Origin of the sequence: Metallosphaera javensis (ex Hofmann et al. 2022) (assembly GCF_022064045.1) — an archaeon.
Classification (GTDB): Archaea; Thermoproteota; Thermoprotei_A; order Sulfolobales; family Sulfolobaceae; genus Metallosphaera; species Metallosphaera javensis.
The window spans coordinates 109,173-132,097 of record NZ_JAKNCW010000005.1 but is presented as its reverse complement, the minus strand read 5'-3'; the positions used below and the strand labels follow the sequence as shown (position 1 = coordinate 132,097).

Annotated in this window: 21 protein-coding genes; 8 read left to right on the top strand and 13 right to left on the bottom strand. The window is 48.5% G+C overall.

Annotation, left to right across the window (positions count from 1 at the left end):
• Positions 1–39 precede the first annotated feature (39 nt).
• A complete protein-coding gene (locus tag L3N51_RS05795) occupies positions 40–2,436 on the top strand; it encodes a valine--tRNA ligase (RefSeq protein WP_238026075.1) in 2,397 nt (798 codons plus the stop codon).
• A gap of 46 nt (positions 2,437–2,482) precedes the next feature.
• Here L3N51_RS05795 and L3N51_RS05790 read toward each other — a convergent pair whose 3' ends face one another.
• The 9 genes from L3N51_RS05790 to L3N51_RS05750 all read right to left on the bottom strand — a co-directional run bounded on the left by L3N51_RS05790 (position 2,483) and on the right by L3N51_RS05750 (position 10,223).
• On the bottom strand, positions 2,483–3,673 hold the full coding sequence (locus L3N51_RS05790; protein WP_238026032.1) for a pyridoxal phosphate-dependent aminotransferase: 1,191 nt from the start codon (positions 3,671–3,673) through the stop codon (positions 2,483–2,485).
• 13 nt (positions 3,674–3,686) lie between these two features.
• Entirely contained in the window at positions 3,687–4,439 is a 753-nt protein-coding gene (gene trpC, locus L3N51_RS05785) for an indole-3-glycerol phosphate synthase TrpC (protein WP_238026031.1), read from the bottom strand.
• Positions 4,440–4,441: 2 nt separating this feature from the next.
• Positions 4,442–5,023: an aminodeoxychorismate/anthranilate synthase component II gene (locus L3N51_RS05780; RefSeq protein WP_238026030.1), complete on the bottom strand. Its 582-nt coding sequence runs from the start codon at positions 5,021–5,023 to the stop codon at positions 4,442–4,444.
• Positions 5,023–6,285 carry an anthranilate synthase component I gene (locus tag L3N51_RS05775; RefSeq protein WP_238026029.1) on the bottom strand — a complete coding sequence of 421 codons (1,263 nt, stop codon included), beginning with the start codon at positions 6,283–6,285 and terminating at the stop codon, positions 5,023–5,025. Before L3N51_RS05775 ends, L3N51_RS05780 begins: the two co-directional genes overlap by 1 nt.
• Positions 6,282–6,866 carry a phosphoribosylanthranilate isomerase gene (locus tag L3N51_RS05770; RefSeq protein WP_238026027.1) on the bottom strand — a complete coding sequence of 195 codons (585 nt, stop codon included), beginning with the start codon at positions 6,864–6,866 and terminating at the stop codon, positions 6,282–6,284. Before L3N51_RS05770 ends, L3N51_RS05775 begins: the two co-directional genes overlap by 4 nt.
• Positions 6,863–7,894: an anthranilate phosphoribosyltransferase gene (gene trpD / locus L3N51_RS05765; protein ID WP_238026026.1), complete on the bottom strand. Its 1,032-nt coding sequence runs from the start codon at positions 7,892–7,894 to the stop codon at positions 6,863–6,865. Before trpD ends, L3N51_RS05770 begins: the two co-directional genes overlap by 4 nt.
• The gene (gene trpA, locus L3N51_RS05760; protein WP_238026074.1) at positions 7,884–8,609 is read right to left on the bottom strand and encodes a tryptophan synthase subunit alpha; all 726 of its coding nucleotides are present in this window, start codon (positions 8,607–8,609) and stop codon (positions 7,884–7,886) included. The genes trpD and trpA overlap by 11 nt, the downstream gene beginning before the upstream one ends.
• An 8-nt stretch (positions 8,610–8,617) precedes the next feature.
• Entirely contained in the window at positions 8,618–9,886 is a 1,269-nt protein-coding gene (locus L3N51_RS05755; protein WP_238026024.1) for a TrpB-like pyridoxal phosphate-dependent enzyme, read from the bottom strand.
• A 61-nt stretch (positions 9,887–9,947) separates the two neighbouring features.
• Positions 9,948–10,223 (bottom strand): acylphosphatase, encoded by a 276-nt coding sequence (locus tag L3N51_RS05750; RefSeq protein WP_238026022.1) that lies wholly within the window; start codon positions 10,221–10,223, stop codon positions 9,948–9,950.
• Positions 10,224–10,315: 92 nt separating this feature from the next.
• Between L3N51_RS05750 and L3N51_RS05745 the strand changes: the two genes are divergently transcribed.
• Positions 10,316–11,395: an inositol-3-phosphate synthase gene (locus tag L3N51_RS05745; protein WP_238026021.1), complete on the top strand. Its 1,080-nt coding sequence runs from the start codon at positions 10,316–10,318 to the stop codon at positions 11,393–11,395.
• 226 nt (positions 11,396–11,621) lie between these two features.
• On the opposite strand, the gene ppsA is transcribed toward L3N51_RS05745, so the two are convergent.
• Positions 11,622–13,955 (bottom strand): pyruvate, water dikinase, encoded by a 2,334-nt coding sequence (gene ppsA, locus L3N51_RS05740; protein WP_255776164.1) that lies wholly within the window; start codon positions 13,953–13,955, stop codon positions 11,622–11,624.
• A 109-nt stretch (positions 13,956–14,064) separates the two neighbouring features.
• Positions 14,065–14,730, bottom strand: coding sequence for a cell division protein CdvB1/B2 (gene cdvB1/B2, locus L3N51_RS05735; protein WP_238026020.1), 666 nt, complete (start codon positions 14,728–14,730; stop codon positions 14,065–14,067).
• Positions 14,731–14,811: 81 nt separating this feature from the next.
• Between cdvB1/B2 and L3N51_RS05730 the strand changes: the two genes are divergently transcribed.
• A complete protein-coding gene (locus L3N51_RS05730) occupies positions 14,812–15,084 on the top strand; it encodes a hypothetical protein (protein WP_238026019.1) in 273 nt (90 codons plus the stop codon).
• Here L3N51_RS05730 and L3N51_RS05725 read toward each other — a convergent pair.
• The gene (locus L3N51_RS05725) at positions 15,056–16,510 is read right to left on the bottom strand and encodes a UbiD family decarboxylase (RefSeq protein ID WP_238026018.1); all 1,455 of its coding nucleotides are present in this window, start codon (positions 16,508–16,510) and stop codon (positions 15,056–15,058) included. The two genes, L3N51_RS05730 and L3N51_RS05725, sit on opposite strands and share 29 nt — an antisense overlap.
• A gap of 89 nt (positions 16,511–16,599) precedes the next feature.
• On the opposite strand from L3N51_RS05725, the gene thrC reads away from it, so the two are divergent.
• Genes thrC through L3N51_RS05700 form a run of 5 tightly spaced genes read left to right on the top strand, consistent with a single transcriptional unit; the run spans position 16,600 to position 21,981 of the window.
• Positions 16,600–17,784 (top strand): threonine synthase, encoded by a 1,185-nt coding sequence (gene thrC / locus L3N51_RS05720; RefSeq protein WP_238026017.1) that lies wholly within the window; start codon positions 16,600–16,602, stop codon positions 17,782–17,784.
• Positions 17,771–19,105, top strand: a complete 1,335-nt coding sequence (locus L3N51_RS05715; RefSeq protein WP_238026016.1) for an aspartate kinase — start codon at positions 17,771–17,773, stop codon at positions 19,103–19,105. Before thrC ends, L3N51_RS05715 begins: the two co-directional genes overlap by 14 nt.
• On the top strand, positions 19,093–20,139 hold the full coding sequence (gene asd, locus L3N51_RS05710; RefSeq protein WP_238026015.1) for an aspartate-semialdehyde dehydrogenase: 1,047 nt from the start codon (positions 19,093–19,095) through the stop codon (positions 20,137–20,139). The genes L3N51_RS05715 and asd overlap by 13 nt, the downstream gene beginning before the upstream one ends.
• Positions 20,136–20,798 carry a PHP-associated domain-containing protein gene (locus L3N51_RS05705; RefSeq protein ID WP_238026014.1) on the top strand — a complete coding sequence of 221 codons (663 nt, stop codon included), beginning with the start codon at positions 20,136–20,138 and terminating at the stop codon, positions 20,796–20,798. Before asd ends, L3N51_RS05705 begins: the two co-directional genes overlap by 4 nt.
• Positions 20,752–21,981: an Nre family DNA repair protein gene (locus L3N51_RS05700; protein WP_238026013.1), complete on the top strand. Its 1,230-nt coding sequence runs from the start codon at positions 20,752–20,754 to the stop codon at positions 21,979–21,981. Before L3N51_RS05705 ends, L3N51_RS05700 begins: the two co-directional genes overlap by 47 nt.
• On the opposite strand, the gene argF is transcribed toward L3N51_RS05700, so the two are convergent.
• A complete protein-coding gene (gene argF / locus L3N51_RS05695; RefSeq protein ID WP_238026072.1) occupies positions 21,971–22,894 on the bottom strand; it encodes an ornithine carbamoyltransferase in 924 nt (307 codons plus the stop codon). The two genes, L3N51_RS05700 and argF, sit on opposite strands and share 11 nt — an antisense overlap.
• Between the last annotated feature and the right edge of the window lie 31 nt (positions 22,895–22,925).

Sequence of the window (22,925 nt, the reverse complement as noted above, 5' to 3'; positions counted from 1 at the left end):
GATCTGTTATTGTTGTCCCAGGATGAGATTTTAAAGAGAATGGAGGAATGGCCCAAGCATTATAGTCCCAAGGATATTGAACCCAAATGGCAGAAACTTTGGTTAACCCAGGAATACTGGGAAAAGATATTCAAGTTTGATGAGAACTCCGAGAAGCCTGTTTTCTTCATTGATACCCCTCCCCCGTTCACAAGCGGAGAGCTACACATGGGCCATGCCTACTGGGTTACCATAGCCGACGCAATGGCCAGATTCAAGAAACTTCAAGGTTATAACGTCCTCTTCCCCCAGGGATGGGATACCCAAGGCCTGCCAACGGAGCTCAAGGTCCAGTACAAGCTTGGGATACCCAAGGAGAACCGGGAGCTGTTCCTGAAGAAGTGCGTGGAATGGACCGAGGACATGATAGGAAAAATGAAATCTGCCATGATAAGGCTGGGATATAGGCCCAACTGGGAGCAATTTGAGTATAGGACATACCACCCAAACTACAGGAGAGTTATACAGAGAAGTCTAATTGAGATGCATCAGAAGGGAATGATAAGGATGAAACAGGGGCCTGTGTACTGGTGCCCCAAATGCGAGACTGCAGTGGCGCAGAGTGAAGTGGGATATCTCGAGAAACAGGGTATTCTAGTCTACATTGGATTTCCCCTGAAGGAAGGTGGGGAAATAGTCATTGCCACAACACGTCCTGAACTTCTAGGAGCTACCCAGGCTGTTGCCGTAAATCCCCAGGATGAGCGTTACAAGAACCTCGTGGGAAAGAAGGCAATACTTCCGCTCTTTGAGAAGGAAGTTCAGATAATAGCTGATCCGGATGTGGAGAAGGACTTTGGAACAGGAGCTGTGATGATAAGTACATACGGCGATCCCCAGGACATAAGATGGCAACTCAAGTATAGCCTTCCGGTCACGGAGCTCGTGGACGAGAGGGGGAGAATAAAGGGGACTGGCTTTCTGGATGGATTGAAGGTGGAGGAGGCTAAGAAGAGGATAGTGGAATTATTGAAGGAGAAGGGATATGTTAGAAAGATTGAGACCATAAAGCATAACGTCCTATCCCATACCGAGAGAAGTGATTGCCTCTCACCAATAGAGTTCTTGGTGAAGGAGCAGGTATACATTGATGTTGTCCCCTATAAGGGGAGACTGCTCGAGGAGTATAAGAAAATGAACTTCAAGCCACAGAGAATGGCAGGTAAACTTGAGGAATGGATAAATAACATTGAGTGGGACTGGAACATAAGCAGGCAGAGACTTTACGGGACCCCCTTACCCTTCTGGTACTGCGATAATCTACATCTGGTTCCAGCTGATATCTCCTCGTTGCCTGTGGATCCCACCAAGAGCAATCCACCCGTGGATAAGTGTCCGCATTGTGGACTTCCACTGAAACCATTGACACATGTAGCTGACGTCTGGGTAGACTCCAGCGTGACTGTGCTTTATCTGTCTGGGTTTTATGAGAACAAACTCAGGTTCAACAAGACCTTCCCAGCGGATGTGAGACTGCAGGGTACTGACATCATTAGAACCTGGCTATTCTACACTTTCTTTAGAACTCTAATGCTTGCTGGGAATGTGCCCTTCAAGAGAGTGGTAATACACGGTCAAGTTCTGGGCCCAGATGGAACTAGGATGAGTAAGAGTAAGGGTAATAACGTCTCTCCAATGGACAGGATAGAGGAGTTTGGTGCTGATGCAATAAGGATGACCCTGCTTGACGCCTCCATAGGCGACGATTTCCCCTTCAAGTGGGACACGGTCAAGGGAAAGAAGTTACTTCTTCAGAAGCTGTGGAACGCTAGCAGGCTAGCCTACCCATTCATACACGGCAGGAAACTGGATAGACCAGCCATGTTACACCCCATTGACCAGTGGATACTGGCTAGGCACAAGGAGTTTGTGGAGAAGACCATTCAAGCCTACGAAAATCAGGACTTCTTCGTGATACTTTCCATGCTTTACGAATACTTCTGGGAAACCATAGCTGATGAGTATCTTGAACTAATCAAGCATAGGCTATTTAATGATGATAAGTCTGCCATATACACTCTGGGAAGGATACTTAAGGATATAATTATCCTGTTGCATCCTATTGCCCCGCATATAACGGAGGAAATTTACTCCCTCATTTTCGGCGAGAAACAGAGCGTCCTACTCGAGAGCTTACCTTCAACCGATGACATCAAGGTAGCGGAGGATGTGGTGAGGATGGGAGACTCTGTCAAGAAGTTCAACTCACTGGTGAGGACCAACAAGGTGAAGATGAGGATGTCCATGAACTCGCAGATAAAGGTGGAGGTACAGGGGCCGAAACAGTTCTTAGAGGACCTAATGAGAGTGGAAGATGATCTCAAGAAAACGCTCAAAATAACTGAGATAACCTATAGAGAGGCGGAGCAACCGGACGTGAAGATATCTCCCGCGTGATTCAGACCATGGGAGTTTTGATCATCGATCACCCGTAACTTTTTCATCAACCTGTGAGTTTCTCCAGTGCCAATTTCATCCTTGATACTCCCTCTTTAATTTTCTCCTCATCTAGGGCAAAGCTCAGTCTCAGGAAGTTTCTTCCAACCTTTTCTGGGAACACCTCGCCTGGAATAGTGACTACTCCGCCCTCCTCAATGATTTTCACTGCCAGAGCCTTTGAGTCCATTCCAGTTCTCTTCAGGATCTCACTAACGTCTGGAAACATGTAGAACGCCCCAGAGCTCTTGTAAACCTTGATTCCCTTGAGGGTCTTAAGCTCTGAGAACATTACGTCCCTTCTCCTCCTGAACAGGTCTATCATATGCTTTACTTCGTCAAAGGTATCGAAGGACGCAAGGGCACCCCTTTGCGCGAAACTTGTGGGACATGTATATATGTTGGACGCCAGTATACTCACCTTATTTATGACCTCCTTTCGTGCCACAATATACCCCAGTCTCCAACCTGTCATACTAAAGGTCTTGCTGAACCCGTTTATGTAAATCACATTGTCTCTCCAAGATTCCTGCAACACGCTTCTGAATCCACCGTCATAGACGAAATAGTCATAAATCTCGTCTGAGAGAAGGATTAACCTCTTCTCCCTGGCTATATCAACTAGGTCCTTCGCAAGTTTATCGTTAAAGTTCATTCCAGTGGGATTGTGGGGGTTATTATAAACTATCATCTTGGTTCTTGGAGTTATCTTGGAAACTAGCTCGTTCATATCCACGCTGAAACCTGTGTTCTCGTTGAAGTGAAGGGGTACGTAAACCGGTTTCCCTCCAAGAAGATTTACTACTTCTCCATATGAGTAGAAGGATGGATCAAACATGATCACCTCGTCACCAGGATTGACATACATCAGAAATGCAAGGAACAGAGCAGTCTTTGCCCCAGGGGTAACAGCTACCTCCTCCTTCCTGATCTGATCCCCGTATCTTTGAGTTAGAAATTCCGCTATCTTGGATCTTAACTCGTCAAGGCCTAGTGCTGGAGTGTATGCAGTGAAACCCTTATCCAGTGCCACTTTAGCCTCATCCCTTATCCTCTGAGGAGTAGGTAGATCTGGTTGGCCTATACCAAAGTTAATGGTTTTTATTCCCTTGGTTCTCTCCACGTTCCTAGCTATTTCCTGATAAAGGAGAGTTGACTCTCCGGTTAACCTTGAAAGTGAACTTGCGAAATTTTCCATTTTTCCCCTTCTACTACCCCTTAACAAACTCTTTAATCTTATCTGGATTACGCATCAAGCTCGAGCCTATAAGAAAGGCATCCGCTCCTTTCTCCTTCAATAACCTGATTTCCTCCACGGACTCTATCCCGCTCTCGGCCACCTTGGTAACTGTTGAAGGCATCTGCTCCAGTAGCTTCATGGCCATCTCCTTCTGAATCGTCAGCGTGAGGAGATCCCTTGAGTTCACGCCTATGAGACTCGCTCCGCACCTCAAGGCTATATCTAGATCTTCCCTGTCGTGAACCTCGACCAAGGCCTCCATTCCATAGGATCTCACGTATTCCAGGAGACCTGAAAGTTCCCTCTCCGTGAGAATTCTCACGATAAGTAAAATGAAATCGGCTCCAAGGTCATATGCGGTATCCACCTGATTTTCCGTGACCACAAAATCCTTCATGAGTAGCGGAATCTTGACGTTCCGTGCTATTCTCTCCAGATACTCATAGGATCCGCCAAACACAGTATTTTCAGTAATGACGCTGATGGCCACAGCCCCGCCCTTCTCCATTTCCCTGGCGTATGAAACAGGGTCCCTATCCTCAGAAAATCCGGAGGGAGACTTCCTCTTATACTCTGCAATCACCGGGTTAAGCCCTGCTTCTTTCGTGGTCCTTATCCTTGGAACTATCTGCAGAACTGGCTTCTCCCTGCTTCTGGAAACGTAAGGTCTCCTCTTGGCATTTTCAACTACTTCCTTGATCCATCCTTCAAGATATCTTGGCATTATCAGATTCTGTTGAGGAAGTTGTAAAATATTTTTTGTCCTAGGGTAGTTCCCACGCTCTCAGGATGAAACTGAACACCGTAAATCCTATACTCCACATGATGTAGACCCATTATCTCCCCATCCTCCTTGGAGACCGAGTCAACCGCTAGAGGAGGGGTGACATTATCCACGACCAGGCTGTGATACCTGGTTGCCCTGAACTCAGTTGGCAGTCCGGTGTATAGGGGGCTTTCTCCAGTTCTGACAACGGTGCTGAGTTTCCCGTGATATATTACCCTAGCCCTCCTTATTCTAGCTCCGAATGTATAACCTATGGCCTGATGTCCCAGGCAGACTCCAAGAATTGGAATTCTCTTCCCCAGGGTTCTGATAACCTCAGGAACTATTCCCACGTCCTCTGACTTCTCTGGGGATCCGGGGCCTGGCGATATCACTATTCTATCAGGCCTAAGTCTCTCGATACCCCTCACAGATATCTCGTCGTTTCTCACTACCAGGGGGTAACTTCCAAGCTCACCTATACTCTGTGCGATGTTGTAAACGAAGCTGTCATAGTTATCTATTATCAAGGTTATGTCCATTAGCTCACCCCAAGAGCTACCTTCAGGGCCCTCATTTTGTGCTCGGTTTCGAAGTATTCCTGCTCAGGCACCGAGTCGTAAACTATCCCTGCCCCGGCCTGTATGCGGAGTATATCCCTGTTAATCATTGCAGTTCTAATTGTTATTGCGAACTCTGCCGAATTCCTGGAGATGAACCCAACCGCACCAGCGTAAGGCCCCCTCTTATAAGGCTCCAGCATCTCTATTATGTTCATTGCCATGGGTTTCGGAGCACCACTTACAGTCCCTGCAGGGAACATGGACCTTAGAACGTCCAAGGAACTTGCATCCTTTCTCAACGTACCCACAACCCTGCTGACTATATGTTGCACGTGACTATACTTCTCAACATAGGCAAACTCAGGGACCTTCACCGTTCCGGGGACGCAGGACTTTCCTATGTCGTTTCTAGCCAGATCCACCAGCATCAGGTGTTCAGCCATCTCCTTCTCGGAGGCAAGAAGTTCCTGTTCCAGTTCGAAATCCTCATCGCTCGTCTTTCCCCTAGGTCTGGTGCCCGCTATTGGAAAGGTTTCGGCGATTCCCTTCTGAACCGAGAAAAGGAGCTCCGGGCTGGACCCTATTAGTCTCCTCTCTCCAAATTTCATGTAAAACATGTAGGGAGATGGGTTTATCCTTCGTAAGTTTCGATACAGCCTCATTGGGTCACCTTGTACCTCATACCTGTAAAATCTAGAAAGAACGACCTGAAATGCGTATCCGGACCTGATATACTCCAGGATCGAATTTACCCCGGATTCATACTCCCGCTTATTCATGGATTCGTCGTAGGGAGTGACCTTAAACTCGTCCTGTTCAAAACACCCAGCTATTGATGGTATATCACCCTCCACGAACACTTTGCCCAGCGCGTGATCAAAGACCAGGATATTCTCTGGAAGGAAGAACTCGGCATCTGGCCAATCCTCAGCAATGGGTTTTAAGTCCCTTATCGTCTCCCACCTTCTCACTGCGTCGTATGAAATATAACCCAGAAGCCCACCGGAGAACCTTAGCTCTCCCTCCTCCACTCCCCTCAGGGCATTGGTTACCGACTCCTCTAGGTCATCTCCTCTATTTACTTGGATCTTTCTCTTAACCCCCCAGGCAATTACGCTGTATCTGGCGGTACTCTGGGAACCCTCAACGCTCTCCATCAATGCAGCGATTTCCTGGTCTCTTTCAATACACTGATAAACCTCATAGGGTTGGGCAAATGCCGTAATGGGGTAGGTCTTCATCTAATCGCCTCTAGAATCTTCCTCACCTTACTTAGGTTCTTTTTCCCAGGGTAGTCCTCAACTCCCCTAGATATGTCAAGCCAGCCAGGCTCAAGTCTCAGGAAATCGTTAACATTATCAGGGGAAATACCTCCTCCGACTCCCAGTCCTGGATAGTCCCTCAGAACTTTTGACAGGAAATCAAAGTTGGGCCTATCTCCTTTCCTCTCCAGATCCAGAAGAACCATGTTGGTAACGTCTAGGACTCTACGCAGATAGTCCAAGTACCTCTCCGATGAAGGGACGTAAAGAATGGTCTTCTTGGAGTACGACTTAGCCAACTCAAGTTCCTCCTCGCTCAGGACCCTGTGTACCTGAACCATGTCAACGTAGGGGTTCTCCAAGATAACCTGAAGCGGACGTGTCACATTCACCGAGACTAGTGGAGTGGACACGCTCCTTCTCACTATCCTCAAAAACTGGGTTTTAACGTATCTGGGGCTCACAGGATCCTCCAGGAAACCAAGCATGTTAACCCCCAATCTAGATATCTCCACCGCGTCATCCAGAGTGGCAATACCGCATATCTTTATCTTGGTCATAGCGACTCCCTTATGGTATTGAACTTGGTGAGATCACCGTTATCCCTCACCACGATCTCCATTCGTTCAGGTAACCTTCTTACAAGTTCCTCTGATAATTCAAATCCATCCTTAAAGTCAGAAACCACTCCTGCAGTGTAAAGGGCAACGCTCACGTTTATCCTGATGAATTTCTCCACGTCCTTATCCTTTCCCGCACATGCCCTCAACACCCTCCTCACAGAGTCCAGAGGATCAGTGGTTGTTAGTCTGGAAACTAGAACTGGTTGACCAATAATTTCGGTGAAATCGAAAGTGTACTCCTCAACCTTTCCCCCTGCGACTTCCGTAATATAGGTCTTACCTTGAGGGCTAACCTCGTCTAACCCAGGCTCTCCATGAACCAGCAGAAGCTTAACGTAACCTAGCTTAAGGGCTGCCTCTGCAAGCTTTCTCATGACTTGCAGGGAGTAAACTCCCATAACCTGCCTCTCAGATACTGCGGGGTTGGTCAGGGGACCCAATAGATTGAAGATCGTCCTGACTCCCAAGATTCTCCTTACTGGTGCCACATTTTTCATGGAGGGATGATATAGCTGGGCAAATAGAAACACGAAATTATCCCGCGAAAGCAGATCCTTTGCCTTTTCGGGAGGAACCTGAATGTTATAGCCGAGGGACTCAAGGAAGTCAGCGCTCCCGCTCTTACTGCTTGCAGCCCTATTGCCGTGTTTCGCCACGGGGAAGAGGGAGCTCACAGCTAGAGCCGATGCTGTGCTTACGTTGATTGTCCCCATTCCATCTCCTCCTGTACCAGCGGTATCAAGGGTGTTCCTCAAATCCAGTTTCAATGCGTGTTGCCTCATGGAAGTGGCGAATCCTATTATTTCCTCAGGAGTCTCTCCCTTCATCTTGAGCGCCACTAGAATTCCAGCAACCAGGGGTTCTGGAATTGATCCCTCCATAATTAAATCTGCCAGCTCCTTGGCCTCTTCCTGGGAAAGAGAGATCCCCTCAGTTAATCTCCTGAGTACCTCCCTAGGCTCCATCTAGTATCCCCCTGAACTTTCTAGCTAGAGAAATAGCTGATTCGACCCCGTTCCTCTCTATTTCCTCAATGTAAACCGTACCTATGGCCACACCGTCCGCTCCAGCCTTAAGTGCCTTCTTCATATCCTCTATATCAGAGAGGCCAAATCCCACCACTAGCTTGTTATTGACCAAGGTTCTCACCCTGGTTATGAGGGAATCTACGCTAACAGGTAGGGGAACCCCAGTGGTGGGTCTAACGCCATAGTAGAGGAACATGTCAGACAATCTGGATACCTTGTGTATAAGGGGATCCGGAACTGAGGGAGATGTGAAGATCACCGCATTTAAACCGTGACTCTTGATCTCGTTAACGTATTTCTCATACTCATCGACGAAGTCTATGAGAAGATCTGGGAACAGCACGCCATCAATTCCCACCTCTTTCATTTTAGCAAGCACCTGCGAGAGAGAGGATACCCAGTCCTCCAGATATGTCAGTATCACGAGGGGAACGTCTACTGCTCTTCTAGTTTCCTCTAGGAGGGACCAGAAATCAGTCAGCCAAGTAGAAACTTGTTTATAGCTCCGCCTAATTACGGGTCCATCGTATTTGGCGTACTTGGGCAGGAGACCTATTTCCAGAATGTCAGATCCGGCCTCTACCAGTCCCTTCACCAGCCTCAGATAGTCCTCCCTATTGGGATAGCCGAGCGTTGCATAGGACACAAGCATCTTCAAGCTTAACCAATCCTCTTCATTATGGATTCGTAGTTGGGTAGATCCAGCAATCCGTGACCGCTCAGGTTGAATACTATCACCTTCTTCTCGTTCTTGATCTTGGCCTCACGTGCCTCCTCTATGACTGCCCTTATGGCGTGAGAGGACTCGGGTGCTGGAACTATTCCTTGGGTTTGAAGGAATATTTGAGCGGCCTCAAATATCTCCTTCTCATTGTACTCCCTCCAATCCACTATCCCCTCCTTGATTAACATGCTCAGAGAAGGAGCAGCTCCGTGATATCTCAGCCCTCCAGAATATATTGGAGGTGGTACATAATCCCTTCCCAGAGTGATCATCTTGACGAGAGGTAAAAGTCCCGCACTGTCTGGGAAATCGTAGTTGTAAGCTCCCTTGCTGAACTTCGGTATCTCATACGAGCCAACTGCAATGTACTTGGATCCCTTCTTGGATCCGATGAACGGGAAGGCAAAGCCTCCAAAGTTACTCCCTCCTCCCACACAACCCACCAACACGTCCGGTTCTTCGTCTAGCTCCTGCAGTTGCTTCATAGCCTCTAGTCCTATAACGCTCTGATGCAGAACCACGACATCTAACACACTTCCCACAAGGTACTTATAGCCATTGGAAAGGGCGTACTCTATGGCTTCGCTCATAGCTATTCCAAGGGAGCCTGGATGATTTGGGTTCTCATTCAGAACCTTCTTGCCATACTCGGTGTGTGATGTGGGGCTAGCAAAAACCTGCGCGCCATACAACTGCATAATGGTTCTCCTCTGTGGCTTCTGTTCGTAACTCACCTTCACCATGAAAATCGTGGAATTAAGTCCATACATCCTTGCCGACAGGGCCACGGCTGTTCCCCATTGACCGGCCCCGGTTTCAGTAACTAAGTGATCAACTCCCTCCTTCATGGAAAAATAGGCCTGCGGTAAAGCGGTGTTTATCTTGTGGGAACCGGTGGGAGTTGCCCCCTCATACTTGAAATATATCTTGGCAGGAGTGTTGAGAAATTCCTCTAGTCTCTTAGCCCTCACCAGTGGGGTAGGCCTGCCTATGTTTATGTAGGCCTCCCTTACTTCTCTTGGGATTGAGACAAACCTCTCCACCGTGAACTGTTGTCTCAAAACCTCACTTGGCATTATCTTTCTCAGGAGATCTATCCTAGAGAACTCTGCATCTGGAGGATCCCTAGGAGGAGGTAAGGGTTTAGGTAAATCAGGTATAATGTTATACCAATAACTTGGTATTATTTCCTCACTATTTGCCATTGGTGCAACAAGAACACCGTCTATTAAATAATTTTGTCCTTTTTAAATGTATAGGATTCCCCTAATACGTGTCGAAGGAGGTGAACTCGCCCTTATAGTTCTCCATCTTATGCGTTACCTTGGTCACGAGAGCTAGGGGTGGTCCTTTCCATAGGTAGTTGAGAAACTGCTGAATTGATTCCTCGTAACCCTCGGCCACCACCTCAACTGTTCCATCTGGCAAGTTTTTTGCATAGCCCTTTAATCCAAGCCTCACAGCGTGAATTTGTACATATCTCCTGAAACCCACTCCCTGCACTTCTCCCTCAACTATTGCGTGAAGCCGTGCTAAGCCCAAAATATCACCTCAGTGTCGCTCCACTTCTTCACTACTCGGCTAAATCCCTTTCATCACTATATTTTTAACTGCCTAACAAACCTAAAAAGCCAATGATCAAGATAGCAATTGCTGGCCTTGGAAATTGTGCATCCATGCTTGTGCAAGGAATAGAATATTACAGGAAAATGGGAGAGAACTATTTTGATGGATTGATTACGCCAGTTATAGGCGGGTACAAGATAACCGACATTAAGGTGGTAGCGGCCTTTGATGTTTCCGTTAACAAGATAGGGAAGGATGTAGCGGAGGCAATATTTGAGAAACCCAACATAACTCCTAGAATAGTTGAGATGGATAAACTGGGAGTTGAGGTTTCCCCAGGGCCCGTGCTGGATGGAGTTGCCCCCCACATGACTAACGTGTTCAATCCCTCTGGTGAGGGAAATCTCGAATCCGTTGTGGACACTCTGAAGAGCAGTGGAGCGGATCTACTTGTCAACATGTTGCCGGTGGGTAGCGAGATGGCTTCCAGGGCCTACGCAAGGGCATCGCTGGAGGCCAGAATAGGTTTTGTGAACGCAATTCCCGTTTTCATTGCAAGCGATCCCACAGGGGAATTTCCAAGGAAGTTCAAGGAACTTGGTTTGCCCATTGCCGGAGACGACGTAAAGGGACAGGTTGGAGCCACAATATTTCACAGGGCCATTACCTCGCTCTTCAGACTGAGGGGAGTCAAGGTGGAGGAAACCTATCAGTTGAATGTGGGAGGGAACACAGATTTCCTCAACATGAAGACGGAAGAGAGGCTTCACTCCAAGAGAATAAGCAAGACCAAGGCCGTGACAAGCACCCTTGAAAACGAACAGGAAATAGAGACCCAAGGAAGGATAAGAATTGGGCCAAGCGATTACGTCCCCTTTCTTGGAAACACCAAGGTGGCGTACATTTACGTCAACGGATCGGGATTTGCTGGAAGACCAGTGAAAGTGGAGGCAACCCTAGAGGTGGACGATAAGGCTAACTGCGCCTCGGTGCTTGTGGATGTAATAAGGGCAGTGAAGCTGGCCAAGGATAGGGGAATAGGGGGTCCCCTCAACGAGGTCTCTGCGTTCTATTTCAAGCACCCGCCTAAGCAGGCTAAGGACGATGAGGAGGCCTATCTCTGGTTCAAGAAGTTCATTGAAATGTGAAATCTGTGAGGAAAGGGATGCCAGAAACGCATGCAGTATATGCGGGAGAGTGGTGTGTGACCTCCATTTCAGAGGGAATATATGCTCCGTGTGCCAAATGTCGATGTGCGAGCTCTGTGGAAGAAACCTCTCCATAGGCTACTGTGAGTCATGTGGTAGACTAATATGTGAAGAATGCGTTGCTTACTCCAACGGTTCAAGAAGAATATGTAAAAAATGCGCTGGGTTACCTTCTTCTTAGAAGAAGCTTCTGCTCTATACTGGCAACAAGTCTCCTCGTGTATATTACCGTATCCGGGTTTATGCTTATGCTGTCGATGCCCTCCTTCACTAGGAACTCGGTTACTTCGGGGTAGACGCTGGGAGCCTGCCCGCATATGGAAACTGTCCTTCCGTACTTGTGGGCTATCCTGATCAATCTCTTCATGGATCTCAATACAGCGGGATCCCTCTCGTCATAGTAGCCCATTCTCCCTAGGATTTCCGAGTCTCTGTCCACACCGAGAGTTAGCTGAGCTAGGTCATTGCTACCTATACTGAACCCATCAACCATCTTTGAGAACTCATCAGCCATGGTTATGACGGAAGGAACCTCGGCCATTATCCAGACCTTAAAGTCACCACTCCTCCTGAGACCCTCACCCTCCATGATTCCTATGGCCTTGTTCAATTCCCAAGTGGTTCTGACGAAGGGGAACATAACCCACACATTCTTTAGACCCATCTCTTCCCTAGCCTTTCTGATTGCTCTGACCTCCAGTCTGAACGCCGGTTCATACTGCTGGCTTACGTATCGGGAAACTCCCCTCCATCCTATCATTGGGTTTCTTTCCTCGGGTTCGAACTCCTCTCCACCTATCAATCCCCTGTACTCGTTGGTCTTGAAATCGGAGAACCTAACCACTACCGGTCTTGGATATATGGCTGACGCGACTCTAGCTATTCCATCGGCTAACTTGTTCACGAACTCGTCAGGTTTCCCTATTTTTATGAGATAGAGCGGATGATGCTTTATCCACTCGCTAACAATAAACTCTATCCTCATGAGCCCTATTCCGTCAAACGGAAGATCTAGATATTTCTCAATTATGTCCGGCTGACCCAGATTCATGTATATTTTTGTGCCGGTGACGGGGAAGAGACTCAGGAGCACATCCCTAGACAATCCAGAAACAGAGGTCCCCTGATGCTCCTGTTTTGGCTCCTCTGCGACTATCCTGCCGGCATATACTACTCCCCTTGTGGCGTCAACCGTGATCTCTTGACCGGTCTCCAGAACCTTTGTGGCATCCTTGGTTCCCACTATTGCCGGTATCCCCAGCTCCCTAGAAACTATTGCCGCATGACTGGTTATCCCACCCTCGTCTGTAACTATTGCAGAGGCAATCTTCATCACGGGGACCCAGTCGGGGTCCGTCATTCTCGTCACAAGGATTTCTCCCTTCTGGAAGTCCTTGGATTCCCTCACGTCCATGAGAACCCTGGCCTTTCCGCTAGCTATACCTGGGCTTGCTGCCAGTCCCTTAACAAGAACCTTCCTCTCTGTGGGTTGAGTAGTAGACTTTACCACCTCCTTTCCCTTGGAGGCCCAGAAGGTTTCGGGCCTAGCCTGTACTATGAAGACATTATCCGGAAACTTCATGTCAGCATCTATTGCCCACTCTATATCCATGGGCATACCGTAATGACTCTCAATTTTCAGGGCTAATTTAGCCAATTCCAGCGCTTCCTCGTCTGATATACTTGGGCTCTCACTCTCATCGCCATTAAGCGGAACCTCGACGTTATTCCCCTGATTGTACACGATCTTCATGCTTTTCTTAGCTATTCTCTTATCCATGATCTTCAGATCGGATTTGGAAATTATGACCTCGTCAGGGGTTACCTTTCCCCCAACTACAGCCTCTCCTAACCCCCAAGATGACTCTATTACAATGAAATTTCTATCGCCGTTTGAAGGGTTAAGGGTGAACATTACTCCAGAGGACCTAGAGTTTACCATTTTCTGGACTACAACGGCCATCTCCACTTTGGAAGAGTCTATCCCCTTGCTCTTCCTGTACTCTATGGCCCTCGCATTATAGAGACTGGCCCAAACAGCCTTGACCATATTGATCAGATTTGCCCTCTTCACGTTGAGATAGGTGTCCTGTTGACCGGCAAAACTGGCACTCTCTATGTCCTCTGCCGTAGCAGAGGACCTAACGGCTACCAATATCTCCTTACCCACTGACCTAGAAAGCTCATCAAAGGAACCGTATATCATTTCCTCTAGGTCATGGGGAACCTGTGAAGTGAGAATCAGATGTTTTATTCTCTCGCTAGCCTTCTCAGACGATTCCTCCTCCTTCAGGATTGAAACAATCTTATCCCTTAAACCATTATAATCCAGAAAGTACGAGTAAGCTTTTGAAGTAATAACGAAGCCAGGGGGTACGCGGATCCCCTGGCTAAGGAGCTCCCCGAGGTTAGCCCCCTTTCCCCCTGCAAGCTCTACCATATCTTTCCTTACTCTCGATAAAGGAAGGATACCCTCTTCTTTCAAAATTTGAGTAACCAATAAGATATCCCCACTATCTTTTTCGAATCAAAACTTAAAAATCTGCTTAGAAGATTAAAGCGATTAAAAAATAGATCATATAAAACAGAAAGGATTAAAAGAATGAGAGTTATTTAGCCCCGTTCCCGTTCTCTGCCTTCTGGGTTGTGGTCACTAAGGCGGGAAGGTCAGGGAAGTTCTCCTTCATTCTCTGCTCAGCTATCATGCTTGCCTCCTGCAATATCTTCCTTGCCTCTGGGCTAGTGGCAGCCTGCTCTATGCTAGTACCAGTGAAGTCTCCGGCCTCTATTACGACCTCCTGTAACCCTTCCTCCACGTCAGCTAGCTCCATACTGATCTCAGGCATCACTCCCTTTATGGCATTCTTTAGTTCCCTGACTACGCCGATCACGGGAATCAGGTTGTTAAATACGTCAGCAACCTCTGTTACGGTTTCAAGCCTGAGCTGTACCTGTTCAAGGGCAATCTGCACCCCTATTATTTGCTTCGTCATCTTTCTAATCTCAGCTATTTCGTTGGCGTACATGGATGCCCTGGCATTGTCCTTGGCCATCTGCGCTGAAATAACCCTTTCAAACAGAACTCTGTCTCTCTCCTGCATCTTGGAGATGTATACTTCTAACCTGTTAATTGTGGTTCTCAACTTGTAATTTGAGGTGACCAGCTTATACTTCAGGGGTTGCTTTGGCTTGAAAGCATTCTTAACTCTCTCTCCAATTCCAGCCTCTTGCCTTCCATTCCAGTTCCTCACGAAGTCCTCTACTTTACTGGTCATGTAAGCTCTATTGTTTATCTTGGGGAGAAACAACGTTTAAGATAGAATATACATAATACAGGTTAACTGGCGCGTGATAACATGGCGGACTTCAAGGCTAGGTTAGATGGAGAAAGGATTATATTGGAAACGATAAATGGAGCTCCCCTCCTCATCAGGGAGGTAATAGTAAAGTACAGCGTCACCTCTCTTTCTCCGTCAGAGGAGAGGAGCAGGAGAACCATCACGGACGAGACTAAAGTGGAGAAGATTACCAACAAACTCGAGATACCCACAAGAGGTCTAGACGTGGTGGAGGTAACGGTGATCTACAAGAAAGGCGAATCTACCTTGAGGGAGGATCTGGCCATTTAGACCTTATCTTCTCCCAGACTTCAGACACCCGTTTAACCGTGTCAGGATCACTTTCAACTGGCTCTGGCCAGTCCTTTCCCAACTCCTCCCTGAACTTCCTTGTCGCATCTATCCCCATTTTACTCCCTAGGGGCGGATTGGGGACAGTGTGATCTAAACTATCGTTTAACGCGTTGGTCACTATCATGACGTCTCTTTGCGGATCCACCGTACTGGCAATAGCGTAAAGGACCTGGTTCATGTCGTGAATGTTGACATCAGCATCAACTACGATAACCAGCTTCAGGAAGCTGAGCTGGCCAGTGCCCCATATGGACATCATGGCCCTCCTGGCCTGTCCTGGATATCTTTTCCTGATCGAAAATATTCCAATACTGGTGAAGAGGCCGTACTCTGGCAGATTCATGTCCACCAGGTCCGGGATTATCATTTTCAAGAAGGGGAGAAATATTCTCTCCACTCCCTTGCCTATCCAGGCGTCCTCCAGTGGAGGCTTACCCACCGAGGTCACGTGATAGATGGGGTTCTCCCTGGAGTGGGCCTTCTCAAGTTTGAACACCGGATAGTAATCCTGGGGAGTGTAGTAACCCAGGTGATCCCCAAAGGGTCCCTCAGGCCTCAGATCGTTCAGGTCCACGTAACCCTCAAGTACCGACTCGGCATGTGCAGGAACCAGTATACCATTGTCCAGCTCCACCACATCCACACCGTCATCCCTTAGTATCCCGGCGAACAGGTACTTATCCAGCCCTGGAGGTACAGGAGATGCTGCGGTGAACGTTATGATAGGATCCACCCCATTGACTATCGCCACTGGCACCTTGGTCACGCCTAGGTCCCTATACTTAGAAGCTGCTAGGGATCCTCTCTTAAACGCCTGCCAGTGCACTAACGCTTCCCTGTCGTTCAGTATCTGTATTCTATAAATACTTAGATTATTGACATTTTTTTCTGGGTCCTTAGTTATTACAATAGAAAACGTCATGTACCTGCCTGCGTCCTTGGGCCATGTTTTTGTGGCAGGTAATCTCTCCAGGTTTAGGCTCTTATCCTCCCTGAAGAGGGCTCTCTTACCCTTGGGCATGTATTTTCCCATCTTCAGGAGAGATGGAAGAGATCTGACCTTGTCAAGTATCGTGACAGGAACTTCGCCGAAACTCGCCAGGAAGCTGTCCGCTATCCCCTCAAGGTTCCTAGTCCCAAACAACTCGTAAATCCCCTCCATGGAATAATACACGTTGGTTAGGACTTTCCAGTCAGGGTAACCCTTAACCCTAGTGAAGAGGAGTGGTGGAAGATGGGAGTATGTGGCCCTTCTTCCCAGCTCCGCTATCTCTAGGTTCACGTCGACCTCATGCTCTACCTCGATAAGCTTACCCCTAGAACGCATGCTCTCTAGATAATCCCGCAGATCCTTGAAACCCATGGAGTCAAAGGTCCCATAAAGTTTAAATTTTTACATACAGCGATCATGCAGGCTGGTGACATGTCGTTGGAAACAAACTAGAAGGATCTATGCGTTGTATTGAATGTGGTTTCCAAAGTGAATTGGACCAAAAAATGATCACTTGCCCAAGATGTGGGGGAATACTTGAGATATCTGTAAAATTGCCCTCCACATTCTCGTTCTCCAAGCTAAGAGGTAGAGGAGTCTGGAGATACTCCCCTGCAATAGCTGGAAATTACAAGAAAATTGTAAGCATAAGCGAGGGCGGAACGCCTCTGATCAGGTCAAGGGAGAACAACGAAGTATATTACAAGTTCGAGGGAGCAAACCCAACCGGAAGCTTCAAGGACAGGGGGATGACAGTAGCCATCAGTTCTGCGGTGAGCGAGGGATACAGGATCGTGGTCGCTGCGTCCACAGGGAACACGGCGGCCTCAGCGGCTGCCTACTCCGCGAGAGCTGGTCTCAAGATATACCTAGTCCTGCCAAAGGATAAGGTTGCCATAGGCAAACTGGCCCAATCCATCCTGTACGGTGCCACAATCCTAGAAGTCGAGGGAAGCTTCGATGTCGGTATGAAGGCAGTGATGAAGCTGTACAAGGAAGTGGGAATAGTTTATCCGCTCAATTCTTTCAATCCATGGAGGCTGGAGGGTCAGAAGACCATCGCGTATGAGATAGCTGAGGAGATAGGGGTTCCCGACTACGTGTTCGTACCGGTTGGGAATGCTGGGAATATTTATGCAATTTGGAAGGGCTTCACAGAATTAAGGGATGCGGGAGTAATTGACAGGGTACCCAAAATGGTCGGTGTCCAAGCCGAAGGAGCTTCACCAATCGCCAGGGCTATTCTGAACAACCAGGACGTTCCCCAATTTGTGGAAAATCCAGAGACTGTGGCAACTGCCATAAGGATAGGAAAACCAGTGAATTGGAAGAAGGCCATGAAGGCCATTAGGGAATCGCAGGGAACTGCAATATACGTCAGTGACAACGAGATCGTGGAGGCCCAAAGGGAACTGGCCAGAAGGGAGGGGGTAGGGGCCGAACCTGCATCAGTGGCGTCCTTCGCTGGATATAAGAAGGCCTTGGAGCACGGACTTCTGGACAGGACAAGTAAGACAGTCATGATACTGACAGGGCACGCACTAAAGGACCCTGACTCCATGATAAAATCCTCGGCCAGACGTATAATTGTAAATCCAGACCATTTAGAAAGCATAATTTTGGGTGATCTGAATGCTAGTGGTTAAAATAGGTGGATCAATTCAGAAGGACGAGAAAGACTTTGAGCTCATAGCTGACAAGATAAACCACTACTCCTCATCAAGGGATAAGACGATTGTGGTGACCTCCGCCCTGAAGGGAGTAACCAACAGCCTCATTGAAGCTACGGAGAACAGGGATAAGGCAGTGGAAATAGTCAGCGAGATATATGATAGACATGTCAAGCTCCTGTCAAAGGTTGTGGACGGACCGGAATTTGACAACGCTTTCAAGTCTTTATCCAAGCTGGCCGACGAGCTGTTCAGAATAGCATGGTCCATCAAGGTGCTGGATGAGATATCGATGAGGGTTAGGGATTACATCCTCTCCTTCGGTGAAAGGATGGCCAGCATAACGCTGGGAGCCATGCTGAGAAGCAGGAAGATGGACGCCCAGTCCTATCCAGAACCCTTGCTCGTGACAGATGATTCCTTTGGAGAAGCCAACGTTATGGAGGATCTCTCCGCCATGGAGGCGAGAAAGGTTCTTGACATACCATCTAGGATCGTAGTAATTCCCGGTTTCATAGGCAAGACCCCAACAGAGAGATACACCACCGTCGGGAGGGGAGGTAGTGACTATACCGCCACTCTCCTAGGTAAACTGCTTGGGTTTCCAGAGGTGAGACTAATAACTGAAGTTCCAGGTATCATGACTGCTGACCCCAGGAAGTTCCCAGGGGCCAAGACCATATCCAGACTTTCCCTTGAGGAGGCAATGGAACTGGCGCAGATGGGAGCTAAGAGGCTTCATCCCAGAACCTTTGAACCAATGTTTGACAGGGACATAAGGGTTTACATAGAGGGACTTTACGACGAGGGTTACACCCTGGTTCAGGGAACGTGTGATTCGTCGGATAAATTGAAGGGAATTGCTGTACTGGATGACCTTAAGTTGATCTCTGTGGAAAGCACCAATATAGTGGGGAAGATAGGCTCTGCAGCGAGAGTAATGGAGAAGGCGAGAGAGGCTGGAGTTAACATAATTTCCCTATCCCAGCCGGCTTCCGAGACAACAATCCACATTGTAGTCGACTCCAAGAACGCTGACAGGCTTTCAGCGCGCCTCCACGAGTTAAGAGATGTGGATAGTATCAACGTTCAAGATGCGAGCGCAGTGAGCGTTGTGGGATGCGGATTGAGGAACAGGGAGCTATTTAGAGAGGTATTAAGGGAGGCCTCGTCCTTTGAGGTGGCCTCGATATCCAGGGGACTGAAGAACGTGAGTGCCACCTTTGTGGTGAAGAGAGATGAAGGTTTTAATCTGGCTAAAGACTTACATGAGGTTGTTGTGAAATGGATAAACTAAGGGTATCTCTTCTGGGAGCTACTGGAATGGTAGGGCAAAAGATGGTAAGGCTACTCTCCTCCCATCCCTACATTGAACTCACCAAAGTTAGTGCATCCCCAGGTAAGATAGGCAAGAGGTACATTGAGGCAGTAAGGTGGGTTGAGGGCGGTGAGGTGCCCGAACAGGCCAGGGACCTCAGGATAGTGTCCACCGAACCTGAGGATCACAAGGACGTGGATGTGGTACTCTCGGCCCTGCCAAACGAGATGGCTGAGGGGATAGAGCTTAAACTGGTTAGGGAAGGAATAACCGTGGTGTCCAATGCAAGTCCCTTCAGAATGGATCCAGAGGTTCCGCTTATCAATCCCGAGGTAAACTGGGAGCATCTGAGACTTCTGGAAACTCAGAGGCAGAAGAGGGGCTGGAAGGGTCTCCTTGTGAAGAACCCCAATTGCACCGCAGCCATAATGAGCATGCCCATCAAACCCCTTCTCAAGTATCGCTTGAATCACATGATTATAACCACCCTTCAGGCGGTGAGTGGAGCTGGATATAACGGTCTTTCCTTCATGTCCATAACCAACAATGTTATACCCTTCATAAAGGGCGAGGAGGAGAAGATACCTAAGGAGTCCGGGAAAATGCTGGGAACCCTCGTTAATGACTCCATCCGCCACGTGGAGCTCAAGGCACTGGTAACGTCCACCAGAGTTCCCGTCAAGGTAGGTCACATGGGGGTTATCTACCTGTTCTTTGACTCCCCGGTTAATGCGGAGGAGGTGAAGAGGGACCTTTCATCCTTCAAGTCTCTACCTCAGGAAAGGAACTTACCCACGGCCCCCAAGACCCCTATCAGGGTACTTGAGGGAGAGGATAGGCCTCAGCCTGAGATAGACGTTGGAGCGGAGAAGGGAATGGCCATCAGTGTGGGAAGGGTTAAGAACGAGAATGGGGCAATCAGAATGGTTGTGCTAGGTGATAACCTGGTCAGAGGCGCAGCGGGAATAACAATACTCACGCTGGAGGTCATGAAAGAGCTGGGCTACGTATGAGAGTGGATTTTCACGTTCACTCCTTTTTTAGTGATGGGAAGTACGATCCCGAGACCCTGGTTAAGTACGCTAGGAAACTAGACATACATATCGCCCTGACCGATCACGATACTTCCCGGGGCATATCACGAGTTGAGGGAGAGGTCATACCTGGACAGGAGGTCACAACCCAATTTGGACACGTGGTTATTCTCTGTAACTTCCCTCCAAACCCTCCAAAGGACCTTTCCCTTCTTGTGGACTACTCCAGGGAGAACTCATGCGTGCTCTTCCCCTCACATCCCTTTGACATCTTCAGGAAAGGGATAGGGGAACAGGTATACAGATTCAAGTTTAATGCCATTGAGATATATAATTCAAAGGCTCCGCGAAGGGCAAACATGAAGGCGGAGATTGCCAGCAGGTCGCTCTCATTGCCCGGACTCGCCAACAGCGATGCCCACGTGAAGGAGTCCATGGGCTCAGCATACAACGAGGTGGATTGTGAGGAGTTTAACGTGGATGAGATACTGGAGAAGTTGAGAAGGGGAGAGATCTCACCCGTACCCGTGGGGCTTACAGTAACCGCTAAATTGAAGATAGCCCAATGGTATATAGAGAGGAAACTGAGACTTGAGAAGGATACCCGCGGAACTCTGCGTGAGGTGCAAGGGAACTAAGTTCTTGTGTGGCCTCTCCTCATGTCCCATTACTGAAAGATTCAGGGCAGTGGTTAACGCTACCTCCAGAATATCTCTGGATAGGGGAGTAGTGGATGGTTCCACTCCTCCCAGTGCAGTGGTGGGGGAAAGGGGTTACCCAAAGGTCTCCCTCAGTTTCAATGTGGCTCCAGGTGTGGTGGGTGAACAGGCCAAGATCTATGAGGATCCCGTGAACTGGTGGGGAAAGGCAACAATATATGACATTATAAATTATCGCTCCTCTCTAATTTCCAACTTCTCTTCCGTTCAGGTTCACGACGTGTGGAAATTATACGAAAAGGAGCTCTCACTTGCCGTGGTTTCTGAGAGACCCGTTCAATCCGAGAGCAGGATCTCTGGAAAGCTTGAGGCCAAGTTAAGATTTGATGGCTACGTGCTACCCAGAGGACCCTCAGTGAAGGCTGAGGAGATCAGGGTGGTGGAGAACCCCAAACTTCCCAGAATGCTTGAGAAACTGATCCAAGATGACGTGAAGGCAACTGAGGGAGTGGTTTCCCTCTACGAGAGCGGACAGGATGTGTACAGGATCATAGACGCTCTCTCCCTTGGGCTACTGGGTACCAGGAAGGGGAGGAAGCTGGTTCCCACAAGGTGGGCAATAACTGCTGTGGACTCCATTGTGGGAAAGGAACTGCACGATCGCGTGGTGTCGTTACCCCAAATAAATGAGGTCATGGTGTTCTATCAAGGTTACCTTGGAAACCACTTTCACGTAGTTCTCTACCCCTCTTCCTACTCTACCTCGTGGGTGGAGATCTGGCATCAGATGGCCCTCTGGTCCAGCGAGCTTGTAATTACAGACCTTCGGGAAGACTACTGGGGCAACTATGATACCCTAGATGGAGGATATATGGCAGCCAGAACCTCTGTGCTGGAATACCTGGACTCCATCTCGAGGTCTGCAGGAGTGATCATTATCAGGGAGATAACGAAGGACTACTTCGCGCCTTTGGGGAACTGGCACATCAGAGAAACCGTGAAACGGGCCTTTCAGAACAGAATAGCCAAAACCTCCAGCTTGGGGGAGGCCCTTGACCTTGTTCAATCCAGACTCAAGGAGAAGAGGGTGAACCTCAGGGAGATTAGAACAATCAGGGAGATCCTTTCACAGAGGAGAATAGACGATTTCTTCAATAAATGAGGGAGAAGGCCGACATAGCCGTATAGAGCCTGTTCTCCGCCTGATCCCAGACCCTGCTCCTCCTTCCATCTATGACGCTCTGCTCCACCTCCTCTCCCCTCACCGCTGGAAGGCAGTGCAGGAAGATGGAGTCGGATGATGTATACCTCATGAGGTCCTCGGTCACCCTGTACCTGGAGAGGATCTCCTTTCTCCTCTGGGCCTCGGCCTCCTGACCCATACTCACCCATACGTCCGTGTACACCACGGACACTCCCTTAACTGCGTCGTAGGGATCTTCATAGAACTCTATGATGGCGCGACTGGCCTCCGCCTCCTCCTCTATTCTCTTCCATATTTCGGGCCTTGGCCTCATCTCCTTCGGAGAGGCGACCCTTAACTCCAGACCGAACTTGGCCACAAAGGCCATCAGACTGACAAGAACATTATCTCCCCCGTCACCTATGAAAGCCATGGGCTTGTTAAGGGTCCCAAAGATTTCCTTTATGGTCATGAAGTCGGTGAGGGCCTGAAGCGGATGTGATAGGTCACTTAACAGGTTGACTGTGGGCCTCCCTGAGTACTCCGCGAGCTTCTCTAGGGTCTCATGCTTCAAAACCCTCGCTCCTATTCCGTGGACCATCCTGCCCAGTATCCTGGCTGTATCCTCTATGGGCTCTCCCCTGGAGAGCTGAACATCGTTCTTGCTCAGGACTATGGCAGTTCCGCCCATCATGGAGATGGCCAGCTCGGAGCTGATCCTAGTTCTAGTGCTGGGTTTCTCGAAGTACAATGCTATCCTCTTTCCCTCCAGTGCCTTCGGGACGGAGTTGGTCATAACTTTCTCTTTCATGGAAAAGGAGACGTCAAGTAACTTCTGTAGATCGTATCTGTCGAGATCCAGGAGACACAGAAGATTATTGCCTTTTAGCATCATTTAAAAGTGAAGGACGGCAATTATAAAG

What these genes read in the sequence shown, in the direction of transcription:
- L3N51_RS05795 (WP_238026075.1), top strand. Translation starts at nt 40, where the DNA reads ATGGAGGAATGGCCCAAGCATTATAGTCCCAAGGATATTGAACCCAAA.
- L3N51_RS05790 (WP_238026032.1), bottom strand. Translation starts at nt 3,673, where the DNA reads ATGGAAAATTTCGCAAGTTCACTTTCAAGGTTAACCGGAGAGTCAACT.
- trpC (WP_238026031.1), bottom strand. Translation starts at nt 4,439, where the DNA reads ATGCCAAGATATCTTGAAGGATGGATCAAGGAAGTAGTTGAAAATGCC.
- L3N51_RS05780 (WP_238026030.1), bottom strand. Translation starts at nt 5,023, where the DNA reads ATGGACATAACCTTGATAATAGATAACTATGACAGCTTCGTTTACAAC.
- L3N51_RS05775 (WP_238026029.1), bottom strand. Translation starts at nt 6,285, where the DNA reads ATGAAGACCTACCCCATTACGGCATTTGCCCAACCCTATGAGGTTTAT.
- L3N51_RS05770 (WP_238026027.1), bottom strand. Translation starts at nt 6,866, where the DNA reads ATGACCAAGATAAAGATATGCGGTATTGCCACTCTGGATGACGCGGTG.
- trpD (WP_238026026.1), bottom strand. Translation starts at nt 7,894, where the DNA reads ATGGAGCCTAGGGAGGTACTCAGGAGATTAACTGAGGGGATCTCTCTT.
- trpA (WP_238026074.1), bottom strand. Translation starts at nt 8,609, where the DNA reads ATGCTTGTGTCCTATGCAACGCTCGGCTATCCCAATAGGGAGGACTAT.
- L3N51_RS05755 (WP_238026024.1), bottom strand. Translation starts at nt 9,886, where the DNA reads ATGGCAAATAGTGAGGAAATAATACCAAGTTATTGGTATAACATTATA.
- L3N51_RS05745 (WP_238026021.1), top strand. Translation starts at nt 10,316, where the DNA reads ATGATCAAGATAGCAATTGCTGGCCTTGGAAATTGTGCATCCATGCTT.
- cdvB1/B2 (WP_238026020.1), bottom strand. Translation starts at nt 14,730, where the DNA reads ATGACCAGTAAAGTAGAGGACTTCGTGAGGAACTGGAATGGAAGGCAA.
- L3N51_RS05730 (WP_238026019.1), top strand. Translation starts at nt 14,812, where the DNA reads ATGGCGGACTTCAAGGCTAGGTTAGATGGAGAAAGGATTATATTGGAA.
- L3N51_RS05725 (WP_238026018.1), bottom strand. Translation starts at nt 16,510, where the DNA reads ATGGGTTTCAAGGATCTGCGGGATTATCTAGAGAGCATGCGTTCTAGG.
- thrC (WP_238026017.1), top strand. Translation starts at nt 16,600, where the DNA reads ATGCGTTGTATTGAATGTGGTTTCCAAAGTGAATTGGACCAAAAAATG.
- L3N51_RS05715 (WP_238026016.1), top strand. Translation starts at nt 17,771, where the DNA reads ATGCTAGTGGTTAAAATAGGTGGATCAATTCAGAAGGACGAGAAAGAC.
- asd (WP_238026015.1), top strand. Translation starts at nt 19,093, where the DNA reads ATGGATAAACTAAGGGTATCTCTTCTGGGAGCTACTGGAATGGTAGGG.
- L3N51_RS05705 (WP_238026014.1), top strand. Translation starts at nt 20,136, where the DNA reads ATGAGAGTGGATTTTCACGTTCACTCCTTTTTTAGTGATGGGAAGTAC.
- argF (WP_238026072.1), bottom strand. Translation starts at nt 22,894, where the DNA reads ATGCTAAAAGGCAATAATCTTCTGTGTCTCCTGGATCTCGACAGATAC.